The sequence below is a fragment of the Streptomyces sp. NBC_00075 genome (assembly GCF_045041225.1).
GTDB classification, from domain to species: domain Bacteria; phylum Actinomycetota; class Actinomycetes; order Streptomycetales; family Streptomycetaceae; genus Streptomyces; species Streptomyces adonidis.
Map to the genome: position 1 here is coordinate 5,038,297 of NZ_CP108243.1, position 17,570 is coordinate 5,055,866.

Consider the following 17,570-nt stretch of genomic DNA (forward strand, 5'->3'; position numbering starts at 1 on the left):
AACGGAAGTGCACTAGCGGGTCATTTCAAGGCCGTTCGCAACGGCCGACGCTCTTGGTCATGGACGACGAACCCCTCACCGAACTCCGACCGGTCACCGGCCCGCGTGTCTTCGGCTACCTGCGCCACATCGCCGGTAGCGCGGCCCGCCACACGGCACTCGCTGGCTGCCTCACCGAGTACTGCCGCAGCCACGAACTGACCCTGTGCAGCGTGTTCACCGACCGCGAGCCGACAGTCGCCATCCGTACCCCCGCCTTCATCGGTCTTCTCGACGTCCTCGAACTGCCCGACGCCTACGGCGTCCTGGTGCCCGCGCTCGGCCATCTCGGCCCCAGGCCCGTCGCCGCTGAGCGGAAGCGGCAGATAACAGCAACCGGCGTCCGTCTAACCGTTGTTCGTTCCGCGAGGCCGTCGGCAGGCAGCGAGCGCAGCTTCCGCCTCCAGCAACAGGGAGGCACCTGATGTCCGTACGCACCGCGCTGCGCCGCGCCCCGATGGTCGGCGACATTCCCGGACTGCGCATGCTGCAAGTCGGCGACGAGTGGGACCTCGTACGAACGTCCGCGGAGATCGGTTTCCTGGCCCTAGCCCACCTCCGCGCCATCGGCGCCTCGATCGGCCCGGTGCTCTACGACGGCCCCAACGAACGCCTCTACTACGCGATCCAGACCGGCACCGCCGACCGATGGGACAACCTGCCGGTCCGGCACCTCTCCAGCAACGCATGGCTCGTGGCACCCGGCCTGGAGCTGATGGACGACTGGTTCGGCGGCTGGTGCGAGCTGCCGGACGACGACACCCTCACCGACCCGGACATCCTGCGCGCCGCGCTCCAACACCCGTACGTGGCCGACGCCCACTAGGCCACGACCACGCGGCCCCGTTCCGACCCGACCGCAAGGGGACATCCGTGACGACCCACCCCCTCTCCCCGAACACCGTCCTGGCCAACGCCCTACTCCGCACCGAGGACGTGCTGACCCCGCGCATCCTGGCCACTCCGCCGGCGCGGATCGTGCTCGTCGTCGGCACTCAGATCAACGGCGCCCCGCACATCGGCACCTCCCTCGTGCAGTCCCTGGCCTTCGCCATGGCCGCCCGCCTGCGCGACCGCTTCGGCATCCGCACCGAGGTCCTGTTCAGCGCTCTCGACAACGCCCCGTACCAGCTGGCCACCGACCCGGTCAGCGGTCACCACTACCAGCGGGCGTATGCCCAGGCCGCCGACACACAGCCCGCCACCGACCTCGTCGACGCCCTCTACCAGCCCCTGTTCACCACCCTGTCCCGACGACTGGGCATCCCGTACCGCATCGAGACCTACACCCAGCAGCAGGCCGACGAGCACTTCCGCCACACCTGGCTGCGACTGCTCCCCCGCCTCGACGCCGCCCGCTGGTGGCTCTCCCCCTCCACGGGCACCCCGCACCTCCGTGTCCCCTGCCCCCAGCCCGGCTGCGGCTGGGCCGAGAAACACGCCGAGCGCACCCGCGTACACCTCACCGACCGCGGCACAGCCACCGTCGCTGCCGTCTGCCTGCACCACGGCCCCTACCGGGCCGACATCACACCCACCACCGGCGCCTACCTCGACCTGGCCACCCTGTACCGCAACCTCGTCAAGGAACTAGCTCTGACCAACCCGCGGGAGGGCGGCACCTTGCACGTCATGGTCAAGGGCGGCGACTGGATCTTCGGTTCCCTCCTCATCGACGAGGCCCTCCAAGCCGTCGGCCTCACCCGCGCCCAGCTCCCCGCCCGCCTGTTCTGCCCCCAGGTCGTCACCGACACCGGCGCCAAACTCTCCAAGTCCCTGATCCGCGAAGGACACGCCACCTTGCCGACAGGCGCGGCGGACTGGATGCTCGACACCCGGCAGTGGCCCGGCAACGTCACTGAGTACGCCGACCAACTGCTGGCCCTGACTGAAATGATGCTGTCCGACCCCCGCCACTTCTTCCGCTCGTACTCCGCAGCCGAGATCGGCCGCATGATGATCGCCCCAGCGCCCAGGAGCGTTCCCGCGCCATGACCGACACCACCGCCCGCGTCCGCGAGCTCAACCTCTACCGCCAGTACTTCGGTCTCGTTGCCGCAGGCACGAAGACCATCGAGGTACGGGTGAAATACCCGCACCTCGCCGACCTCGCCGTCGGCGACACGATCCGTTTCCGCATCAAGGGCAGCGACGAGACCTGCGAAGTCAGGGTCATCAGGGTCACTGAGTACGCCGACTTCGAGGCCCTGCTCGACGGCGAGGGGGCGGCCAACGTCAACCCGACCGCCACCCGCGACGAGCAACTGGCCAACATCCGCGCCATCTACCCACCCCAGAAGGAAGCCTTCGGCGCTCTGGCCATCGAGATCGCTCTGCTCCAGCCCTAATAGCCCAGCAGCCGCAGATCGGTCAGGCACGACCAGGTGTCAGAACGGCACGCAAGAGAGGCCCGGTCCGCTGTGTGGACCGGGCCTTTCGTGGTTCTTGGTGAATGCGTGAGTGACTTCCGCGTCCCGAAGGAAGCGGCCGTCTCTGCTGAGCGCTCAAACCCGCCTGTGCGTCGCCCTGAGCCACAACGCGGAGAGGGCGTACCGGTAGCTATTCCGGTACGCCCTGCTGTCAGCGCTTCTCTGTGGCACCGGGCGGCTGTACCGCCTTGTTGAGGGTGGGGGTGTCGCTCTTCTTCTCGGTCCCCACCAGGGCGGGGTTGAAGTGGGTGTCCGTGAAGCTCGACTGCGGTTGCGTCGGCGGGGCTGGTGCTGGTGCCGGAGGGGGAGAGGTCTGTCCCGCTCCTGCGTTCTGGTCGTCGCTCATGAGTTCAATCGTGCATCACGAGTGCGGCAGTGGACAGGACAAGCCCGACAACAAGTGACCACAGACTGATCGCCCACCATTTGGCCTTCCGCCGTTCCCGCTCCTGGTTCCTTTCAAAGATCACTACACGGGCCGCCGTCAACGCGGCCAACGCCTGCCCCTTGGGCAAACCAGCGTGGACATCCAGCAACGGCCGCGCTTCAAGATCCCTATGATCAGCCACGCGAAACGTCTGCATGCCAGCTGCCAAGGCGAGCGCGTATGCGGCGAAGGCCAAGTAGGTCAAGACAGGCTGGTGCCTATGCGTCGCCAGGAACTGAGCAGCAGTCGCAGCGAACCCGATCAAGAAGACCGCTTTCGTGTCGATCTTCGCCAAGGAATCCGACTGGCGAGTCAGCCTCGACGCCAGCTCGCTGTTCAGCAGCTCCAAGGTCGCTTCCTGGCCATGCGGATCCGCCGGTGTCGTAGTCATGACCAGAGCCTAGGGCGGCCCTCCTGACCCTTGCGCTCAGCCGCAGACCAGGCGACAGCTCCAGCGGTGTCAGCCCCGAGTGCGGACTCCCCGCAGTGAGTCGGCTGACTACGGCGGCGGCGTGACGGCCAGTGTGGGCTGCACGGCCCGGCTCATGGTCAGGACGATCTTCCCTCGCGTGTGGCGCTTGGCGAGCTTGTTGTAGGCGGAGCGTACGTCGGTGAGTGGGTAGATGGAGTCGATCGGGAAGACCAGGTTCCCTGCTACGGCCATCGCTGCGAGCTGTTCCCAGACCTCTGGGGTGTCTGCCTCGGCCTGTCCGATGGTGCGGACGCCGTAGCGGGCGACCGCAGTCCCGTCGGCGAGGGTGTTGATCCTCGACGGTGGGACGCCCAGGTCCAGTGCCGTCACGACGTTGCCGCGTCCGAAGTGGTCGAGATAGGCGGTCACGGACCCCGATACCGCTTTGCGGATGCGCTCGGTCAGGCCGTCGCCGTACTCGATCGGGATCGCGCCCAGCGATTCCAGGAACGGAAAGCTGCTGACGCTTCCCGTGGCCAGGACGGTGGCGCCCCGGAGGCGGGCGAGTTGTACGGCGATCGAGCCCACGCCGCCGGCACCCGCGGAGACGACCACGGTGTCGGCCTCGGACAGGCCGAGGGCTTCCACCTCGGCGTAGGCGGTGGCCCCGACTCCCGGAATGACTGCCGCCTGCGGCCACCCCAGCGCCGTGGGCTTGCGGGCGAGCCGGTCGGCGCCGGTGCGGACGAACTCGGCCTGTGCGGCGCGCGGTTGGAAGCCCATGACCTGATCGCCGGGCCGGAAGGCTTCCACGCCCGGCCCGACGGCGTGCACCACGCCTGCGTAGTCGTTGCCCTGCCCTTCGGGGAAGTGGGCAGGCCACATGTCGGCGAAGGCACCCTCGCGGATGCTGATCTCGCCAGGGTTGATCGCGGCCGCTTCCACGGCCACGACCACCTCTCCCGGTCCCGGGGTGGGCCGATCGACGTCCACGACCTCCAGAACGTCGGGGCCGCCGTAACGACTGAAGCGAATGGCTTTCGGCATCAGGGCCGGCTCTGAAGGACGTCGAAGGCGACGACGGGGATCACCCGGTCGATGTGCTTCTGGTACTCGGCGTACCCCGGCTGCCGCGCGACCACCTCGGCGAAGAGCCGGTCGCGTTCGTCGCCTTCGGTGATGGTGGCGCGGGCGGTGAGGGTCTCGGTGCCGATCTCCAGGGTGACGGTCGGGTTCTTGCGCACGTTGTGGTACCAGGCCGGGTGCTTGGTGCGGCCGAAGTTGGAGGCGATGAGCAGGATGCGGTCGCCGTCGCGGTAGTAGGTGATCGGGGTCGTGGCCGGGTTGCCCGACTTGGCGCCGGTGGTAGTCAGCAGAGCCATGTCGGCGCCCTTGAAGACGCCTCCGACCTTGCCGCCGTTGGCTCGGAACTCCTCTTGGATGCCCCGGTTCCAGGCCCGCAGTTCCTCCGGGTCGGCGCTGCCGCTGGGGATGGTGTCGCTGGCGCGTGGGACGCGGACTGGGGGCGGGCCGACGACCTTCAGGCCGTACTCGCCCGCGCTGCTGATCGCGGCGTCCAGGTCGAAGGGCGGGGGTAGTTCGCCGGCGCTGGCGACCGGGGTGCCGTTGCGGGTGAACCATTCCTCGATGCCGGCGGGGGCGAAGGTGACGAGCATGCGCGAGGTGGGGCTGCGGACGACGTAGCTGTGTGGGACGCCGCGTGGGCCGAAGGCGACGTCGCCCGCGCTGAGGTCGTACTGCTCATCGCCGACGAAGAAGGTGATCTCGCCTTCCAGGACGGCCCAGATCTCGTCCTCGTGGGTGTGGACGTGCAGGGGTGGCGACTGCTCTTCGGGGTCGTGGAATTCCAGCTGGGCGGCCCGGCCCTGGGCCGCGTGGCCGGGGAGTTTCACCTCGACGGTGCCGCCGAGGAACCAGAGGCTGTCGCTCACGTCAGTTCTCCTTCAGCAGGCTCAGGGTGGGCAGCGGGCCGCCGGGGAACTGCTGCAGACGGCCGCCCTCGGCCAGCGGGCCGAGGTCGACCGCGGCCCATCCGGCGCGCTCGATCAGGCGGGTGATGCGGTCGTTGGCGCCCGCGTCGTCACCGGACAGGAAGATCACCCGGCGTCCGCTTCCGGAGCGGGGGTTGGCGCCCAGGACGTGAGGCGGCAGGGTGTTGAAGGCTTTGACGAGCCTGGCGCCAGGGACGAGGTCGGCGACGACCTCGCTGGAGGTGCGCCCGCCGAGGTTCGCGACCTTGAAGTCGGGCGGGCCAAGGGGGTTGGTGGTGTCGATGACGATGCGGCCCTCCCAGTCGGTGAGACCGGCGGCGCCGACGGCGTCCTTCAGGCGCTTCCAGGGCACGGCCAGGACGACGACGTCCTGTGCGGCGGCTTCTTTGACCGTCACCGCGGTCAGGCCGGGGCCGGTCGCGCCGACCAGTCCTGCGAGGGTGTCGGGCCCGCGGCTGTTGCTGATGAGGACGTTCTCTCCGGCGGCTACGAGGCGCTCGGCGAGGGCGGTGCCGATGGCTCCGGCTCCGATGATTCCGATGGACATGACGTGCTCCCTGAGGGGGGATGAGAAGTGATGGCGAGTGGAGGGTGCCGGGCGGGGCCGGGGGAACCCCGCCCGGCTGCTGTGGGGGTGGGTCAGACGGCGAAGCCGCCGTCGACGTCCCAGCTGGTGCCGGTGATGAAGCGAGCTTCGGGGCGGGCGAGGTAGGCGACGGCGCTGGCGATGTCGGCGGGCTGGGCGTAGTGGCCGAGTGGTATGAGCTGCTTCATGGACTCGGCGAACGGGCCGGCATCAGGGTTCATGTCGGTCTCGGTGGGGCCGGGCTGCACGGTGTTGACGGTGATGCCGCGCGGACCGAGCTCGCGGGCCAGGCCCCGGGTGAGGCCGGCGACAGCGGCCTTGGTCAGGGAGTAGACGCCCACACCCGGCACCGGGATGCGGTCGGCGTTGATGCTGCCGATGGTGATGATCCGCCCGCCCTGGCCGAGGAGGGGGGCGGCGGCCTGGATGGCGGTGAACACGCCGCGCACGTTGACCGCGATCATGCGGTCGAACTCCTCCAACGGGAACTCCTCCAGCGGTGCGACGTGGGCGACGCCCGCGTTGTTCACCAGGATGTCCAGGGCTCCAAGGTGCTGGACCGTCTCGGTGATCGCGGCGCGCACGGCATCCTCGTCCGCGCTGTCGGCCTGGATCGCGAGCGCGTTGCCGCCCTCCTGGGTGATCTCTTCGGCGAGGGCTTCGGCGGTGTCCTTGGCGCTGGAGTAGGTGAAGGCGACGGCGGCGCCGTCGGCGGCCAGGCGGCGCACGATCGCGGCGCCGATCCCCCGTGAGCCGCCCGTCACCAGGGCGACCTTTCCGGTGAGAGGCGTGTGAGCGGTAGCGGTGGCCGCGTCTGCGAGCTGGGTGGTCATGACTGGTGGTCTCCGTTCCGACACCCGTAATTCCGAACCGTTCGGTTACTATGTCGTGGTGGCTGGAACACGGGCCACGACCGATCCATTCCGCGGCAGCGGACTTCTTTTCGGGAGGCTTGGATGGCCAGGACAGGGCGGCCTCGCTCCTTCGACGCCGACGTGGCCCTCGACAAGGCGATGCGCCTGTTCTGGGCCGAGGGCTACGAAGGCGCCTCGCTGAACGAGCTCACCGAGGCCATGGGCATCAACCGGCGCAGCATCTACGCCGCCTACGGCAACAAGGAGGAGCTGTTCCGCAAGGCCGTCGACCGCTACCTCGCGGGCCCCGGCGCGTTCGTCGCCGAAGCCCTCACCCAGCCCACGGCCCGTCAGGTCGCTGAGGCGCTGCTGCACGGCTGCGCGGCTGCCTACACCACGCCCGGCTGCCCGCGCGGCTGTCTGCTGGTGCAGTCGGCCCTCGCCTGCGGGCCCGAGGGTGAGCCGGCCCGCGCCGACCTCGCCGCCCGACGCGAGTCGGGAGTGGGCGCCCTGCGGGAGCGGTTCGAGCGCGCGCAGCGCGAGGGGGACCTGCCGAAGCCGGTCGATGCCGATGCCCTGGCCCGCTACCTGACCGCCGTGGGCCAGGGCATCTCGGTGCAGGCCGCGGGCGGCGCGGGCCGCGAGGACCTGCACCGGGTCGCCGACCAGGCCCTCGCCGCCTGGCCCGGCAACTGACCTGCGCCGCACGGCCGGTGGCTACTTGGCGAGGAAGGTCAGCAGGGCGGCGTTGACCTCCGCCGCGTGCGTCCACAGCAGCCCGTGCGGCGCCCCGTCGATCTCCACGTACTCCGCGGACGGCAGCAGGGCGTGGAAGGGGCGGCCGGTCGCGTCGACGGGAAGGATCCGGTCAGCGGTGCCGTGCACGATCAGCGCGGGGACGTCGATACGGGCCACATCCGCGCGGAAGTCGGTCAGCCAGGTCGGCACGCACGCCACCGACGCGATGGCCGACGAGCCGGCCGCCACCGACCAGCTCGCGCTCACCGCCTCGTTGCTGATCCGCTCGCCGAGGGTGTCGTCGAGGTTGTAGAACGCCTGGAAGAAGCCGGTGAAGTAGGCGTAGCGGTCGGTGGTGACCGCCTCCAGGATGCCGTCGAACACCGCCTGGTCGACGCCCGTGGCGTTGTCGTCGGTCTTGAGCAGGAACGGCTCCAGCGACGCCAGGAACACCGCCTTGGCAATCCGCCGCGAGCCGTAGGTGCCCAGGTAGCGGCCGACCTCACCGGTGCCCATGGAGAAGCCCACCAGCACGGCGTCGGTGAGGTCCAGGGTGGTCAGCAACCGGTCGAGGTCGGCGGCGAAGGTGTCGTAGTCGTAGCCCGTGGCGGCCTGGGAGGAGCGGCCGAAGCCGCGCCGGTCGTACGTGATGACCCGGTGCCCGGCGTCCAGCAGGGCGGGCAGCTGCTTCTCCCACGAGTGGCCGTCCAGCGGGTAGCCGTGGATGAGGACGACCGGCTGCCCGCTGCCGTGGTCCTCGTAATACAGCTCGACGGGGGCGCCGTTTTCCTCGCCGACGGTGATGTACGGCATGTCAGCTGGTCTCCTTCACTGCGCGGCGGATGAGCCGGACGACGGTCTCGGGGTGGGTGAGGTGGACGGCGTGCGGGGCGTCGGCCTCCACGGTGTGCGCACCGGCACGGGTGGCCATGAAGCGTTCGGCGGCGGGCGGGATGGTGTGGTCCGCGCGGGCGACGAGCGCGTAGGACGGTACGGCCTTCCAGGCAGCTGCCTGCGCGGGCTCGCCCAGCGCGATCGTGCTCGCCGGACGCTGTGTGGCCGCGAGCACGGCGGCGCGCTGTGTCGACAGCCGGTTGCTGAGGAAGACGTCGCGGAACTTCTCGGCCTTGAGGTACAGGTCGATGCCGCCGTCGTAGGGCACCGGCTGCAGCGCGGTCGGGATCGGCGCGGTCGGGTCGTCACTCAGGTGCGAGCCGGGGAACTTCGCCGCGAGCGCCGCCGCGCTCTCACCGGCGTCGGGGATGAAGGCGGCCACGTACACCAGCGCCCGCACACGGTCGTTGCCGGCGGCGGCCTGGGTGATGACCGCGCCGCCGTAGGAGTGGCCGACCAGCACCAGCGGACCCGGTGTCACCTCAAGCAGCTTGCCGAGGTAGGCGGCGTCCGAGGAGAGCCCTCTGAGCGGGACGGCGGGGGCGATCACCGGGTATCCGGCGTCCTGAAGGTGACCTGCCACCGTGCTCCAGCCGGACGCGTCGGCCCACGCGCCGTGGACCAGCACGATCGTCGGCCGGTTTCCGCCGCCGGTGGAGCGGGTGGCGGCGACCGCGTCGGCCGGCGGAGTGACCGCCATGGCCGCGCCGGCCGTCACCGCGGCGGCGAACGCCAGCGCCGAGCGCCGGGAAGGGGAAGAAGGGACGGACACGTGTTTCCTCCGGATCAGGTCAGCACAGTGGGTGCGAGCAAGGGCGTACGGCGGTCTCGGTCGGCGCCTTCGCGAGGTCGCCGCCGAGCCGCATCGCGGCGCGGCCGTCGCGGTGGGCCGCGCCCGGGAACGTCAGGCGGGGCGGTTCTTGTCCAGCCAGGCCACGGCCGAGTCCGCGACCTCGCGCCAGCCGTGGTCGAGGGTCAGGGAGTGGCCCCGGTCGGGGAACTCACGGATCTCCGTCACTGCCGTCGAGTGCCGGTACTGCTTCGCCGCCGACCGCACCACTGCCGGGGGCACGATGTGGTCCTTGCCCCCGGAGACGAGCAGCAGCGGGCCGCGCGCGCTGTTGGTGGTGGCGACCTTCGCGGGCGACGACGGGCTGAAGTTGGCGAACGCGGCCTCGAACAGCGGCCGGGCCGGTCCCGGGACGGCCCAGCGTGCGTACAGGTCGTCCGACTCGTCGGCGGGCAGGGCGTTGCCGAACGCGTAGCGGAACTGCTTGGCGTTCAGCGAGACGGCCTTGGACCGGTTGCCCGGATTGCCCAGCGCCACGAACGACGAGCGCAGCGTGGAGACCGGGACCGGCAGCACGCCCTTGACGGGCGCCGGGTCGATCGCGACCGCGGCCCCGACCAGCTCCCTGCCCAGCAGGTTCTGTGCGATCAGGCCGCCGAAGGAATGCCCGATCACCACGGGCTTCACCGGCAGGTCGGCGATGATGCGGGCATAGTGGTCGGCGATGTCGGTGATCCCGAAACCGGCGGTGGCCGCCGGGTGCGCCCGGGTCTCCTCCGGGGTGTCGGCCACACCTGGCCAGCCCGGCGCGATCGGGTCGTAGCCGGCCTCCTCCAGGAGTTCGATCCAGCTCTGCCAGCTCGCCGGGTGGATCCACAGCCCGTGGATGAGCACCACGGGCACCGTACTGGGGGCCATGAGAGCCCTCCTCGTCTTCAGAACAGCGGAAGGGGAACCGGTCGCGCCGACCGGCCGGCACGAGCGGACCCGTCCCGCTTCACTTCTCCGACCGGACCCTCACAGCCTGGAACGAGCGGCCCGCAGCCCGCGTCTGTCACGTGACTGTTTCTGCACGGACAGACACCGCCTGACCAGGGACGTCCCCTCGGATCGACCGCCCGGGAGGCGTACGACACGGCCGCCGCACCGACCCTGAGCAGCGCATCATCAGCCAGGGCAGCTCACACTCCGGGCCGCGTGTCGGTACGGCGCTCGCCCGCTGCCGGCCGGTACGGAGAACCGGCCGCCGGTCAGCCGGCAGGGTCCGCTTCGGGTCTGCGCGACCTGTCCCGCGGGCAGGCTGAACACACGTACCGCAACCGCGCAGCGGCCGTCGAGTCCCCCTGCGGAGGTGTCGGAACGTCAGTCGGCGGAGCTGTCGTCCCCGACGAGGTCACGGAGTTGGTGGCGGGAGGCGATGCCGAGCTTGGGGAACACCCGGTACAGGTGGTGGCTGACGGTGCGGGGTGAGAGGAAGAGGCGCTCGCCGATTTCCCGGTTGGTCATGCCCTGGGCGGCCAGGTGGACGATCTGCTGCTGTTGTGCGGACAGTTCGCCCAGCGCGTGGACTGCCGGGGTGTCGCAAGTGACGCCGGCGGCACGCAGTTCGGTGGCGGTGCGGCTGGTCCAGGGTGTGGCGCCCAGCCGCTGGAAGATCTCCAGAGCGTGGGTGAGGGGGGCGCGGGCGTCGTTGATACGGCCGTTGCGGCGCAGCCATCGACCGTGGGCGAGGTGGGTCTGGGCGCACTCGAAGGGCCAGGGCGCGAGTCGGTCGCCGGCCAGGGCCGAACGGAAGAGGTCGTCGGCGCGGCCGGTGTCGTCGAGGAGTGCCTGGGCGTGCAGAAGGCGTCCGTCGAGCCGGGCGGAGCGCGAACGGGGGAGGGTGTCCAGCAGGTTGGTGAGGATGACGCGCGCATCATCGGTGTGGCCGCTTCGTACGGCGGCCTGGGCGAGGTCGGCGACGGAGTAGGGGGAGGCGTGGAAATGCAGGGGGGTGCGGTCGGGGCGGAACAGGCGGCGTAGTGAGGTGAAGGCGGCGGCGTGGTCGTCGGTTGCGGCGAAGGCGAGGCCGACGGCCCAGTGGGTGCGTGCCCGGATCTGGTTCACCACCTCGTCGCCGGTGAGGTCGAAGACCTGTCCTGCGAGGTGGTGGGCCCGGTCGGTGTCGCCCTGCAGGGCGCACAAGGTGGCCTCCAGCGTCATCACGTACACCTCGGCGCGGCCAAGGGGCCGGGTGGCCGCGGCAGCGGTGGCTTCGTCGACGACGGCGCGGGTCTGGAGCCACCAGCCGTGTTCGAGGCTGGCCCAGCCGTAGGTGAGGGCCATCTGGCGGTTGCGGAACTCCGGCCGGTCGCGGGCCAGCGGGTTGCAGTTGCGGCCGAAGTGAAGTGCGGCGGCGGTCTCGTCGAGCAGCCAGGCCATCCCGGACAGCCAGATCCGCTCTCTCGGACTGTGCGGGGGGCTGCCCGGCGGGCGGGGGGCGAGGGCTTCGCGGACGGCGGCCAGCGCGTCGGCGCGGCTGGCCAGTGGATCGATGGCCGTGCGCACCCACAGCCGAGGTAACCCGCAGGCGTGGGGCATGCGGTCCAGTGCCGCGTCGACCTCTCGACGGAAGGTGTCGTCTCCGGCGTGGTTCGCGACGGCGGCGCCGACGGCGAGTGCTTGCAGGGCGGCTTCAGGGGCGGCCTTGGTGAGGGACCGGGCGGTGGCCATCAGGTGGGTGAAGGCTTCGCCCTGGCGCAGGCCGGCCGACAGTGCCCAGCCGCGCAGCATCTCGGCCTGCCGGCGCAGGCCCTCGTCCACGGAGGTGCCGGCGGCGCGGGCGGCGAGCCGCTCGGCACGTTCGACATGGTCGTCGACGGCCAGGACGTTGGCGGCCTTGATCAGCCGTTCCGCCTGCTGAACAGCGGTGGTGCTCAGGGCCGCGGCACGTTCCAGGGCGGCTGCGGCGGATTCCGTCGCTCCCCGGCCGACGGCCCGTTCGGCGGTCTTTTCCAGGGCCGTCGCGGCGTCGTCGTCGGGGCCGAAGGCCGCCGCCGCGAGGTGCCAGGCCCTGCGGTCGAAGTCCTGGCTGAGGGCTTCGGCCAGGGTCAGATGGGCCTGCCGGCGTTCAGGCTGGCTCGCCGCCTGGTAGACCGCCGACCGGATCAGTGGATGGCGGAAGGTGATGGTGCTGCCGCTGATGTGGATCAGGTCCGCCTGTTCGGCAGGCTGCCAGGTCACCGGATCGGCGGCGTCGGGTTCGACGCCCAGGACGATGGACAGGTCCGGGGCGTCGGCGGCTGCGGCGATCAGCAGCACGTTGCGGGTGGTGGGCGGCAGCATGGCGAGCTGGGCCGCGTACAGGCCCTCCAGGCGGCGGTTGATCGGCAACGGGGCCGCGCCGAGCTGCTCGGGATCGGTGCAGCGGGCCAGTTCGACGAGGGCGAGCGGATTTCCGTTCGCATACTCCAGGATGCGGGCGCGGTGGCGTCCCGCGGGAGGGGTGGGCTGGGCGTCGAGCAGCGTATGGGCGGCCGGTTCGTCCAGCGGGGCCAGGGCGAGGGCGCGCATGGCCTGGCCGAGGGACTCCGGCAGGACCTCGGGTCGGCACGCGGCGAGGATGCCGATGGCTTCACCGTCCAACCGGCGTGCAAGGAACGACAGGGCGTCGAGCGAGCCGGAGTCGACCCAGTGCGCGTCGTCGACCACGATCAGCAGGGGCGTCTCGGTGGCGAGGTCGGACAGCAGGGTGAGGGTGGCCAGGCCCAGCAGCAGCCTGTCGGGGGTGTGGGCCTGTTCGTCGTCCTCCAGGCCGAACGCCGCCTCCAGCGCGTGCTTCTGCCGCGGAGGCAGGGCATGGGCGCGGGAGAGGACCGGCCGCAGCAGCTGGTGCAGGCCGGCGAAGGCGAGGTCGGCCTCCCCCTGGGTGCCGCGCACCCGCAGGATTCGCATCCCGGCCCGCGCGGCGTGAGCGGTCGTCGCGTCCAGCAACGCGGTCTTGCCGATGCCCGCCTCGGCGACCAGCAGGACGGCTGTCCCTTCGTCGGCGTACTGCGCGGTGAGACACTGTCCGAGCAGGGCCAATTCACTGTCTCGGCCGACCAGTTCGACCGCTGTGTTCTTCGACGCGCCCCACGCGGACGCCTGGATCGAGTCCACCCCCACCACCGTGCCCGCCCCTTTCACCCTCAGGCCCCGTCCGGCCGCTCGTGCATCGGCGACGAGCCGCAAACCCGGCCGCAGTGCCCCGGGCCGGTGGGCCACGTCTCGCGCAGAAGTCGTGGGCGGCGCTGGCGTCGGCGGCAGCGCGCGATGCACCCTTGCAGGAAGAGAGTCCGGAACCTTGGCGGGTGCCTTCTCACCGTAAGCAGCACAACCGGACGTCTGCCCGTCCGCGGCGATACCCGTGCACGCACAGGCAATCCGCCTGCCGAACCGGTGCTGTGATGGAGACTGGGGAATCCGCAGCGCCGCCGCCGATGCCGGCGGGCGATGGCGACGCCCGCTCCCACCGGCGCCGTCACCTGCCCTGTGCGGTGAGATGCCGGAAACGCCGCCACCGTGCGGCAGGGGTCACGCTACGGTGGCGTCGGCCCAGTCGGGACAGGAGCCGGAGGCATGGAAGAGCCGACCGCCACGCTGCCGCTGTTGGACCGGCGGGAGACGAACGATCCGCTGCCACCATCGTGGCCCGAACCCCGCTTCGAACAATTCGCCCACATCCTGGTGGTCACCCAGCCGCAGGGACGCCCGTTCGTAGCCCGCCGCACCTGGCGGCACATCGCCGAAGACCCCGGCGAAAACCTGCAGTTGGCCTTCCTCGACTCCGGCCGCAGCCGACTGGAACAGAACGGCCGGGAGGTGTTCCTGGAACAGGGCGACTTCACCCTGATCGACTCCGCCCGCCCCTACGACATCGAGACCCCGACCGCGTTCGTCACCCGGGTCTTTCTGTTCCCCAAGTCCGCGCTCGGCCTGTCGGAAACGGACCTGACCCGGCTGACCGGCACCCCGCTGCGGCAGAACCACGCCCTGTCGGCGTTCCTCGTCCCGTTCCTGACCCGACTGTCCCACCAGGGCGCCCGGCTGCACCCGCAGACCCGCGACAAGCTTGTCGGCGAGGTCACCGACATCCTGACCACCCTGGTCGGCGAAGCCCTGCGCGAAATGCCCAGCGACGACGCCGCCCGCCACACCTTCGTCCTGCGCGTGAAGGCGTTCATCCTCGCCCACCTCGACCGCCCCGACCTCACGCCGGAACTGATCGCCACCGCCCACCACGTCTCACTGCGCTACCTGCACAAGGTATTCGCCGGCGAGGACACCACGGTGGCCCGCTTCATCCTGCGCGCCCGCCTGGAACGCTGCCGCCTGGAGCTGGCCAAGTACGACCCGCGCGACACCAGCGTCCGCGACCTGGCCTACACCTGGGGGTTCGTCAGCGCATCGCACTTCAGCCGCGTCTTCCGGGAGGCTTACGGCATGACACCGAGACAGTGGCAGCTGGCCGCGAAGGCATGGCGCTGATGAGCAATGCCAACCCGCTGGACCTCCCCCTCGAGCCCGAGGCCCAGGCGTTTGTGGAGGCCGGCGAGGTCATCCCCTACCTGTACACGGTGCCGCCCTCGGAGAAGCGCCGCATGCTCGACGAACTCCAGGCCCGCCCCACCCCACGCCCCGACGTGGAGGAGGAATGGCTGCTCGTCGACGACGTCCCCGTCCGTATGGTCCGCCCACCAGGGGTGACCGGCCCGCTGCCGACCCTGCTGTTCGTCCACGGCGGCGGCTGGGTCATGGGCAGCGCCGCCACCCACGACCGCCTGGTCCGCGAACTCGCCGTCGGCGCACACGTCGCCGTCGCTTTCCCCGAGTACAGCCTTGCCCCAGAGGCCAAGTTCCCCACGGCTCTGGAGGAGTGCTGGAAGGTCGCCACCTGGCTGACCAAGCAGACCCAGGCCCCCCTGGCTGTCGGAGGGGACCAGATGGGCGCCACCATCGCCTGCGGGCTCACCCTGCTCGCCGCCCGCCGGGGAGACGTCGACTTCGCCCACCAGCTGCTGTTCTACCCGGCCACCGACACGGCCTTCGAGACTGACTCCTACCAGCAGTTCGCCGTCGGCTACGCTCTGCGCGCCCAGGGATACCGCGACTTCTGGGACCAGTACTGCCCCGACCCGGACGCCCGCCTCGACCCCGTCGCCGCACCACTGCGCACCAGCCCGGACGAACTGGCCCAACTGCCACCCGCCACCGTCATCACCGCCGAAGCCGACTGCCTGCGCGACGAGGGCGAAGCGTACGCCGGCGCCCTGCGCACCGCCGGGGTCCCCGTTCTCTCCGTCCGCTACGCCGGCGTCACCAACGGCTTCGTCATGCTCGACGCCATGCGCGGCACCCACGCCGCCGACGCCGCCATCAACCAGGCCGCCTCCGTCCTGCGTACAGCCCTGCACACGGACCCCTCACGGTCGGATCTCCGCCCGCCAGCGAGCTGAGCAAAGGCTGTCCGGTCACGGAGAGTCGCTCATACGCATTCATCCCCGTCCAGCGCCGTCCGTCATCTGCCCCTAACTCCACTCCACCGCAGATCAGGACCCTCCTGATCCCTCCCGAACCCCAGACGAATATTCAGAAAGCGTGTTGGTGACCCCATCCGGGCATGTCGGGCGTCGCCCCACCAGCGGGATAAAGCGGCGAACCATCTCGCCTGAGCAACCGGACTAGGCCGGGCTCTCCATGGCCACGCGCAGGCTGGCGATCCCGCGGGATCTGTACGCCTTGACCGCTCCGAGGCTGATGCCCAGCGTCTCCGCGACCTGGGCCTCCGTCATATCGACGAAGTAGCACAGCACCAAGACCTCCCGCTGCCTGCGCTGAAGGGACTTCATCGCCCTGATGAGCGAATCTCGCTCCAACTGGTCATATGCGCCTTCCTCGGCGCTCGCCATGTCAGGCATCGGCTTGGACAGCAGCTTCAGGCCGAGGAGGCGTCGGCGCAGTACCGAGCGCGAAAGGTTCACAACCGTCTGCCGCAGTTGTGTGAGGACCTTCTCCGGGTCACGCGTCCGCCTGTTACCGGAGTGCACCCGAATGAACGCCTCTTGAACGACGTCCTCACAAGAGGTGGTGTCGTCGAGGAGGAGAGCCGCAAGCGTTACCAGAGAGCGGTAGTGGCTCCGATACAAGTTGACGAGCGCGTCCGTGGCACGCTCCGGCGAGACGTCCAGGTTCTGGTGCGTACGCACTTCACGACTGCCGACGGAGGAGCGGTCCAAGGCATCCAGAAACCGGCCCGTCCGGTGCCCAGGGCTGTCTTCCGGAAGCGCGCTCCAGTCGCCGTCGGCAGCCTGGATCTGCCGAATGCCGGTGCGGGTGAGCTGTGCGTCTTCGGCGTCCGAGCTCTGCCGGGCGCTCTCCTCTGCGCGGTCCACCAGCCCAGGGTCCAGGCGACGTCGCACTGCGGTCATGGCTGGACCTCCTCCCACAATTGGTTTCCACGCAAGGCACGGCGCAAGCGGTACAGGCGTGCTCTCACACGGTCCGCGGGCAAAGCAAGCCTCGACGCGATCTCGGCAGGTCCGTGGCCCTCGATCCGCAGCTCGACAATCCGCCTGTTCGTCTCCTCCAAGGTGCTGAGGAATTCGGCCACAATGTCTTCGCCGACGACATCCCCCTCCACGTCGGCACCGACCTCCTCTAGCGGAAGCCAGGTGTCGATGTCGGCACCGGTCCCTCCCAGTACCTCTCTCTGACGGTGTTGGTACTCACGGGCCCACCGGGCATGCGTGTCCTTGAAGACCAGGATGATCGCTCCGACGAAGTAGCTCCTCAGCGAGGCGCCGCCTTCCGGGTCCCAGCGTCCACCGTTCAGCGCGTGCCGGTGGAAGTGCTGCAAGCCGGCCGCGACAGCGTCGTGTGCCAACTGCTCCCGCGCGTCCATGTCTTCCCGGAGTAGTTCGCGCAGTTCCTCCCATCCTTTGACAGGACGGTTGCGTTCAGCGCAACGCCGGTAGATCTCGCCGGTGATGAGCCATCGGCGCATCACTGGCCGCCCGTACGCTGCCAGTTCATTGCAGAAGATCTCGTACCGCACGCCGACGAAGCCGTCGCTCTTGAGCTCGGCGAACAGTTCGCGATCGGCCAGGAGACGTGAGGTCTGGTCGGGGGAACTCCCCGTCAGACTTTCGAGGTTGAGGGTGCCTCCGGGGATGACATCGGCCAGCGCCATCGAAGCGGACGACGTCGTCGGATCCATGACCAGTTGAGGCTGGCGACGCGACACGCTGCCGGACGCCTCGCTCCTCATCCGACCTCCCTGCGCGGTGTCGCTACGCGGTCCCCTCCGCGACACCGCAGCCAGCTACTCCACTTGTAGGGCAGGCGGTTGCCCGGCTGTGACGCGAATTCC

At 70.1% G+C, this 17,570-nt stretch carries 19 protein-coding genes; 7 read left to right on the forward strand and 12 right to left on the reverse strand.

What is annotated here, in order from left to right; all coding sequences use genetic code 11:
- Positions 1-59 precede the first annotated feature (59 nt).
- The 4 genes from OG787_RS21840 to OG787_RS21855 are packed head-to-tail and all read left to right on the forward strand — an operon-like array spanning position 60 to position 2,387.
- On the forward strand, positions 60-464 hold the full coding sequence (locus OG787_RS21840; RefSeq protein ID WP_405536111.1) for a hypothetical protein: 405 nt from the start codon (positions 60-62) through the stop codon (positions 462-464).
- Positions 464-865, forward strand: a complete 402-nt coding sequence (locus tag OG787_RS21845) for a hypothetical protein (RefSeq protein WP_405536112.1) — start codon at positions 464-466, stop codon at positions 863-865. The genes OG787_RS21840 and OG787_RS21845 overlap by 1 nt, the downstream gene beginning before the upstream one ends.
- 47 nt (positions 866-912) lie before the next feature.
- Entirely contained in the window at positions 913-2,034 is a 1,122-nt protein-coding gene (locus tag OG787_RS21850; protein ID WP_405536113.1) for a hypothetical protein, read from the forward strand.
- Positions 2,031-2,387: an ASCH domain-containing protein gene (locus tag OG787_RS21855; RefSeq protein ID WP_405536114.1), complete on the forward strand. Its 357-nt coding sequence runs from the start codon at positions 2,031-2,033 to the stop codon at positions 2,385-2,387. Before OG787_RS21850 ends, OG787_RS21855 begins: the two co-directional genes overlap by 4 nt.
- Positions 2,388-2,619: 232 nt before the next feature.
- On the opposite strand, the gene OG787_RS21860 is transcribed toward OG787_RS21855, so the two are convergent.
- The 6 genes from OG787_RS21860 to OG787_RS21885 form a co-directional block, all read right to left on the reverse strand.
- Positions 2,620-2,814, reverse strand: coding sequence for a hypothetical protein (locus tag OG787_RS21860; RefSeq protein ID WP_405536115.1), 195 nt, complete (start codon positions 2,812-2,814; stop codon positions 2,620-2,622).
- Positions 2,815-2,818: 4 nt separating this feature from the next.
- Entirely contained in the window at positions 2,819-3,286 is a 468-nt protein-coding gene (locus OG787_RS21865; protein WP_405536116.1) for a hypothetical protein, read from the reverse strand.
- Positions 3,287-3,394: 108 nt separating this feature from the next.
- Complete coding sequence (locus OG787_RS21870; RefSeq protein WP_405536117.1) at positions 3,395-4,354, reverse strand: NADP-dependent oxidoreductase; 960 nt, start codon at positions 4,352-4,354, stop codon at positions 3,395-3,397.
- Positions 4,354-5,259, reverse strand: a complete 906-nt coding sequence (locus OG787_RS21875) for a nitroreductase/quinone reductase family protein (RefSeq protein WP_405536118.1) — start codon at positions 5,257-5,259, stop codon at positions 4,354-4,356. Before OG787_RS21875 ends, OG787_RS21870 begins: the two co-directional genes overlap by 1 nt.
- A 1-nt stretch (position 5,260) precedes the next feature.
- Positions 5,261-5,989, reverse strand: a complete 729-nt coding sequence (locus OG787_RS21880) for an NADPH-dependent F420 reductase (RefSeq protein ID WP_405540546.1) — start codon at positions 5,987-5,989, stop codon at positions 5,261-5,263.
- The gene (locus tag OG787_RS21885) at positions 5,959-6,738 is read right to left on the reverse strand and encodes a 3-oxoacyl-ACP reductase family protein (protein WP_405536119.1); all 780 of its coding nucleotides are present in this window, start codon (positions 6,736-6,738) and stop codon (positions 5,959-5,961) included. The genes OG787_RS21880 and OG787_RS21885 overlap by 31 nt, the downstream gene beginning before the upstream one ends.
- A 123-nt stretch (positions 6,739-6,861) precedes the next feature.
- Here OG787_RS21885 and OG787_RS21890 point away from each other — a divergent pair, with 123 nt between their 5' ends.
- Entirely contained in the window at positions 6,862-7,455 is a 594-nt protein-coding gene (locus OG787_RS21890; RefSeq protein ID WP_405536120.1) for a TetR/AcrR family transcriptional regulator, read from the forward strand.
- 21 nt (positions 7,456-7,476) lie between these two features.
- On the opposite strand, the gene OG787_RS21895 is transcribed toward OG787_RS21890, so the two are convergent.
- The 4 genes from OG787_RS21895 to OG787_RS21910 all read right to left on the reverse strand — a co-directional run bounded on the left by OG787_RS21895 (position 7,477) and on the right by OG787_RS21910 (position 13,321).
- Entirely contained in the window at positions 7,477-8,310 is an 834-nt protein-coding gene (locus OG787_RS21895; protein WP_405536121.1) for an alpha/beta fold hydrolase, read from the reverse strand.
- Position 8,311: 1 nt separating this feature from the next.
- Positions 8,312-9,163: an alpha/beta fold hydrolase gene (locus tag OG787_RS21900; RefSeq protein ID WP_405536122.1), complete on the reverse strand. Its 852-nt coding sequence runs from the start codon at positions 9,161-9,163 to the stop codon at positions 8,312-8,314.
- A 132-nt stretch (positions 9,164-9,295) separates the two neighbouring features.
- A complete protein-coding gene (locus tag OG787_RS21905; RefSeq protein ID WP_405536123.1) occupies positions 9,296-10,099 on the reverse strand; it encodes an alpha/beta hydrolase in 804 nt (267 codons plus the stop codon).
- Between the two features lie 444 nt (positions 10,100-10,543).
- A complete protein-coding gene (locus tag OG787_RS21910) occupies positions 10,544-13,321 on the reverse strand; it encodes an AAA family ATPase (protein ID WP_405536124.1) in 2,778 nt (925 codons plus the stop codon).
- Positions 13,322-13,780: 459 nt separating this feature from the next.
- Here OG787_RS21910 and OG787_RS21915 point away from each other — a divergent pair, with 459 nt between their 5' ends.
- Together OG787_RS21915 and OG787_RS21920 are read left to right on the forward strand one after the other, a co-directional pair.
- Entirely contained in the window at positions 13,781-14,689 is a 909-nt protein-coding gene (locus OG787_RS21915) for a helix-turn-helix domain-containing protein (protein WP_405536125.1), read from the forward strand.
- On the forward strand, positions 14,689-15,657 hold the full coding sequence (locus OG787_RS21920) for an alpha/beta hydrolase (protein WP_405536126.1): 969 nt from the start codon (positions 14,689-14,691) through the stop codon (positions 15,655-15,657). Before OG787_RS21915 ends, OG787_RS21920 begins: the two co-directional genes overlap by 1 nt.
- Positions 15,658-15,882: 225 nt before the next feature.
- Here OG787_RS21920 and OG787_RS21925 read toward each other — a convergent pair whose 3' ends face one another.
- Both OG787_RS21925 and OG787_RS21930 read right to left on the reverse strand, forming a co-directional pair.
- Complete coding sequence (locus OG787_RS21925) at positions 15,883-16,629, reverse strand: SigE family RNA polymerase sigma factor (RefSeq protein ID WP_405536127.1); 747 nt, start codon at positions 16,627-16,629, stop codon at positions 15,883-15,885.
- Positions 16,626-17,468 carry a sigma factor-like helix-turn-helix DNA-binding protein gene (locus tag OG787_RS21930; protein ID WP_405536128.1) on the reverse strand — a complete coding sequence of 281 codons (843 nt, stop codon included), beginning with the start codon at positions 17,466-17,468 and terminating at the stop codon, positions 16,626-16,628. The genes OG787_RS21925 and OG787_RS21930 overlap by 4 nt, the downstream gene beginning before the upstream one ends.
- Positions 17,469-17,570: the final 102 nt, after the last annotated feature.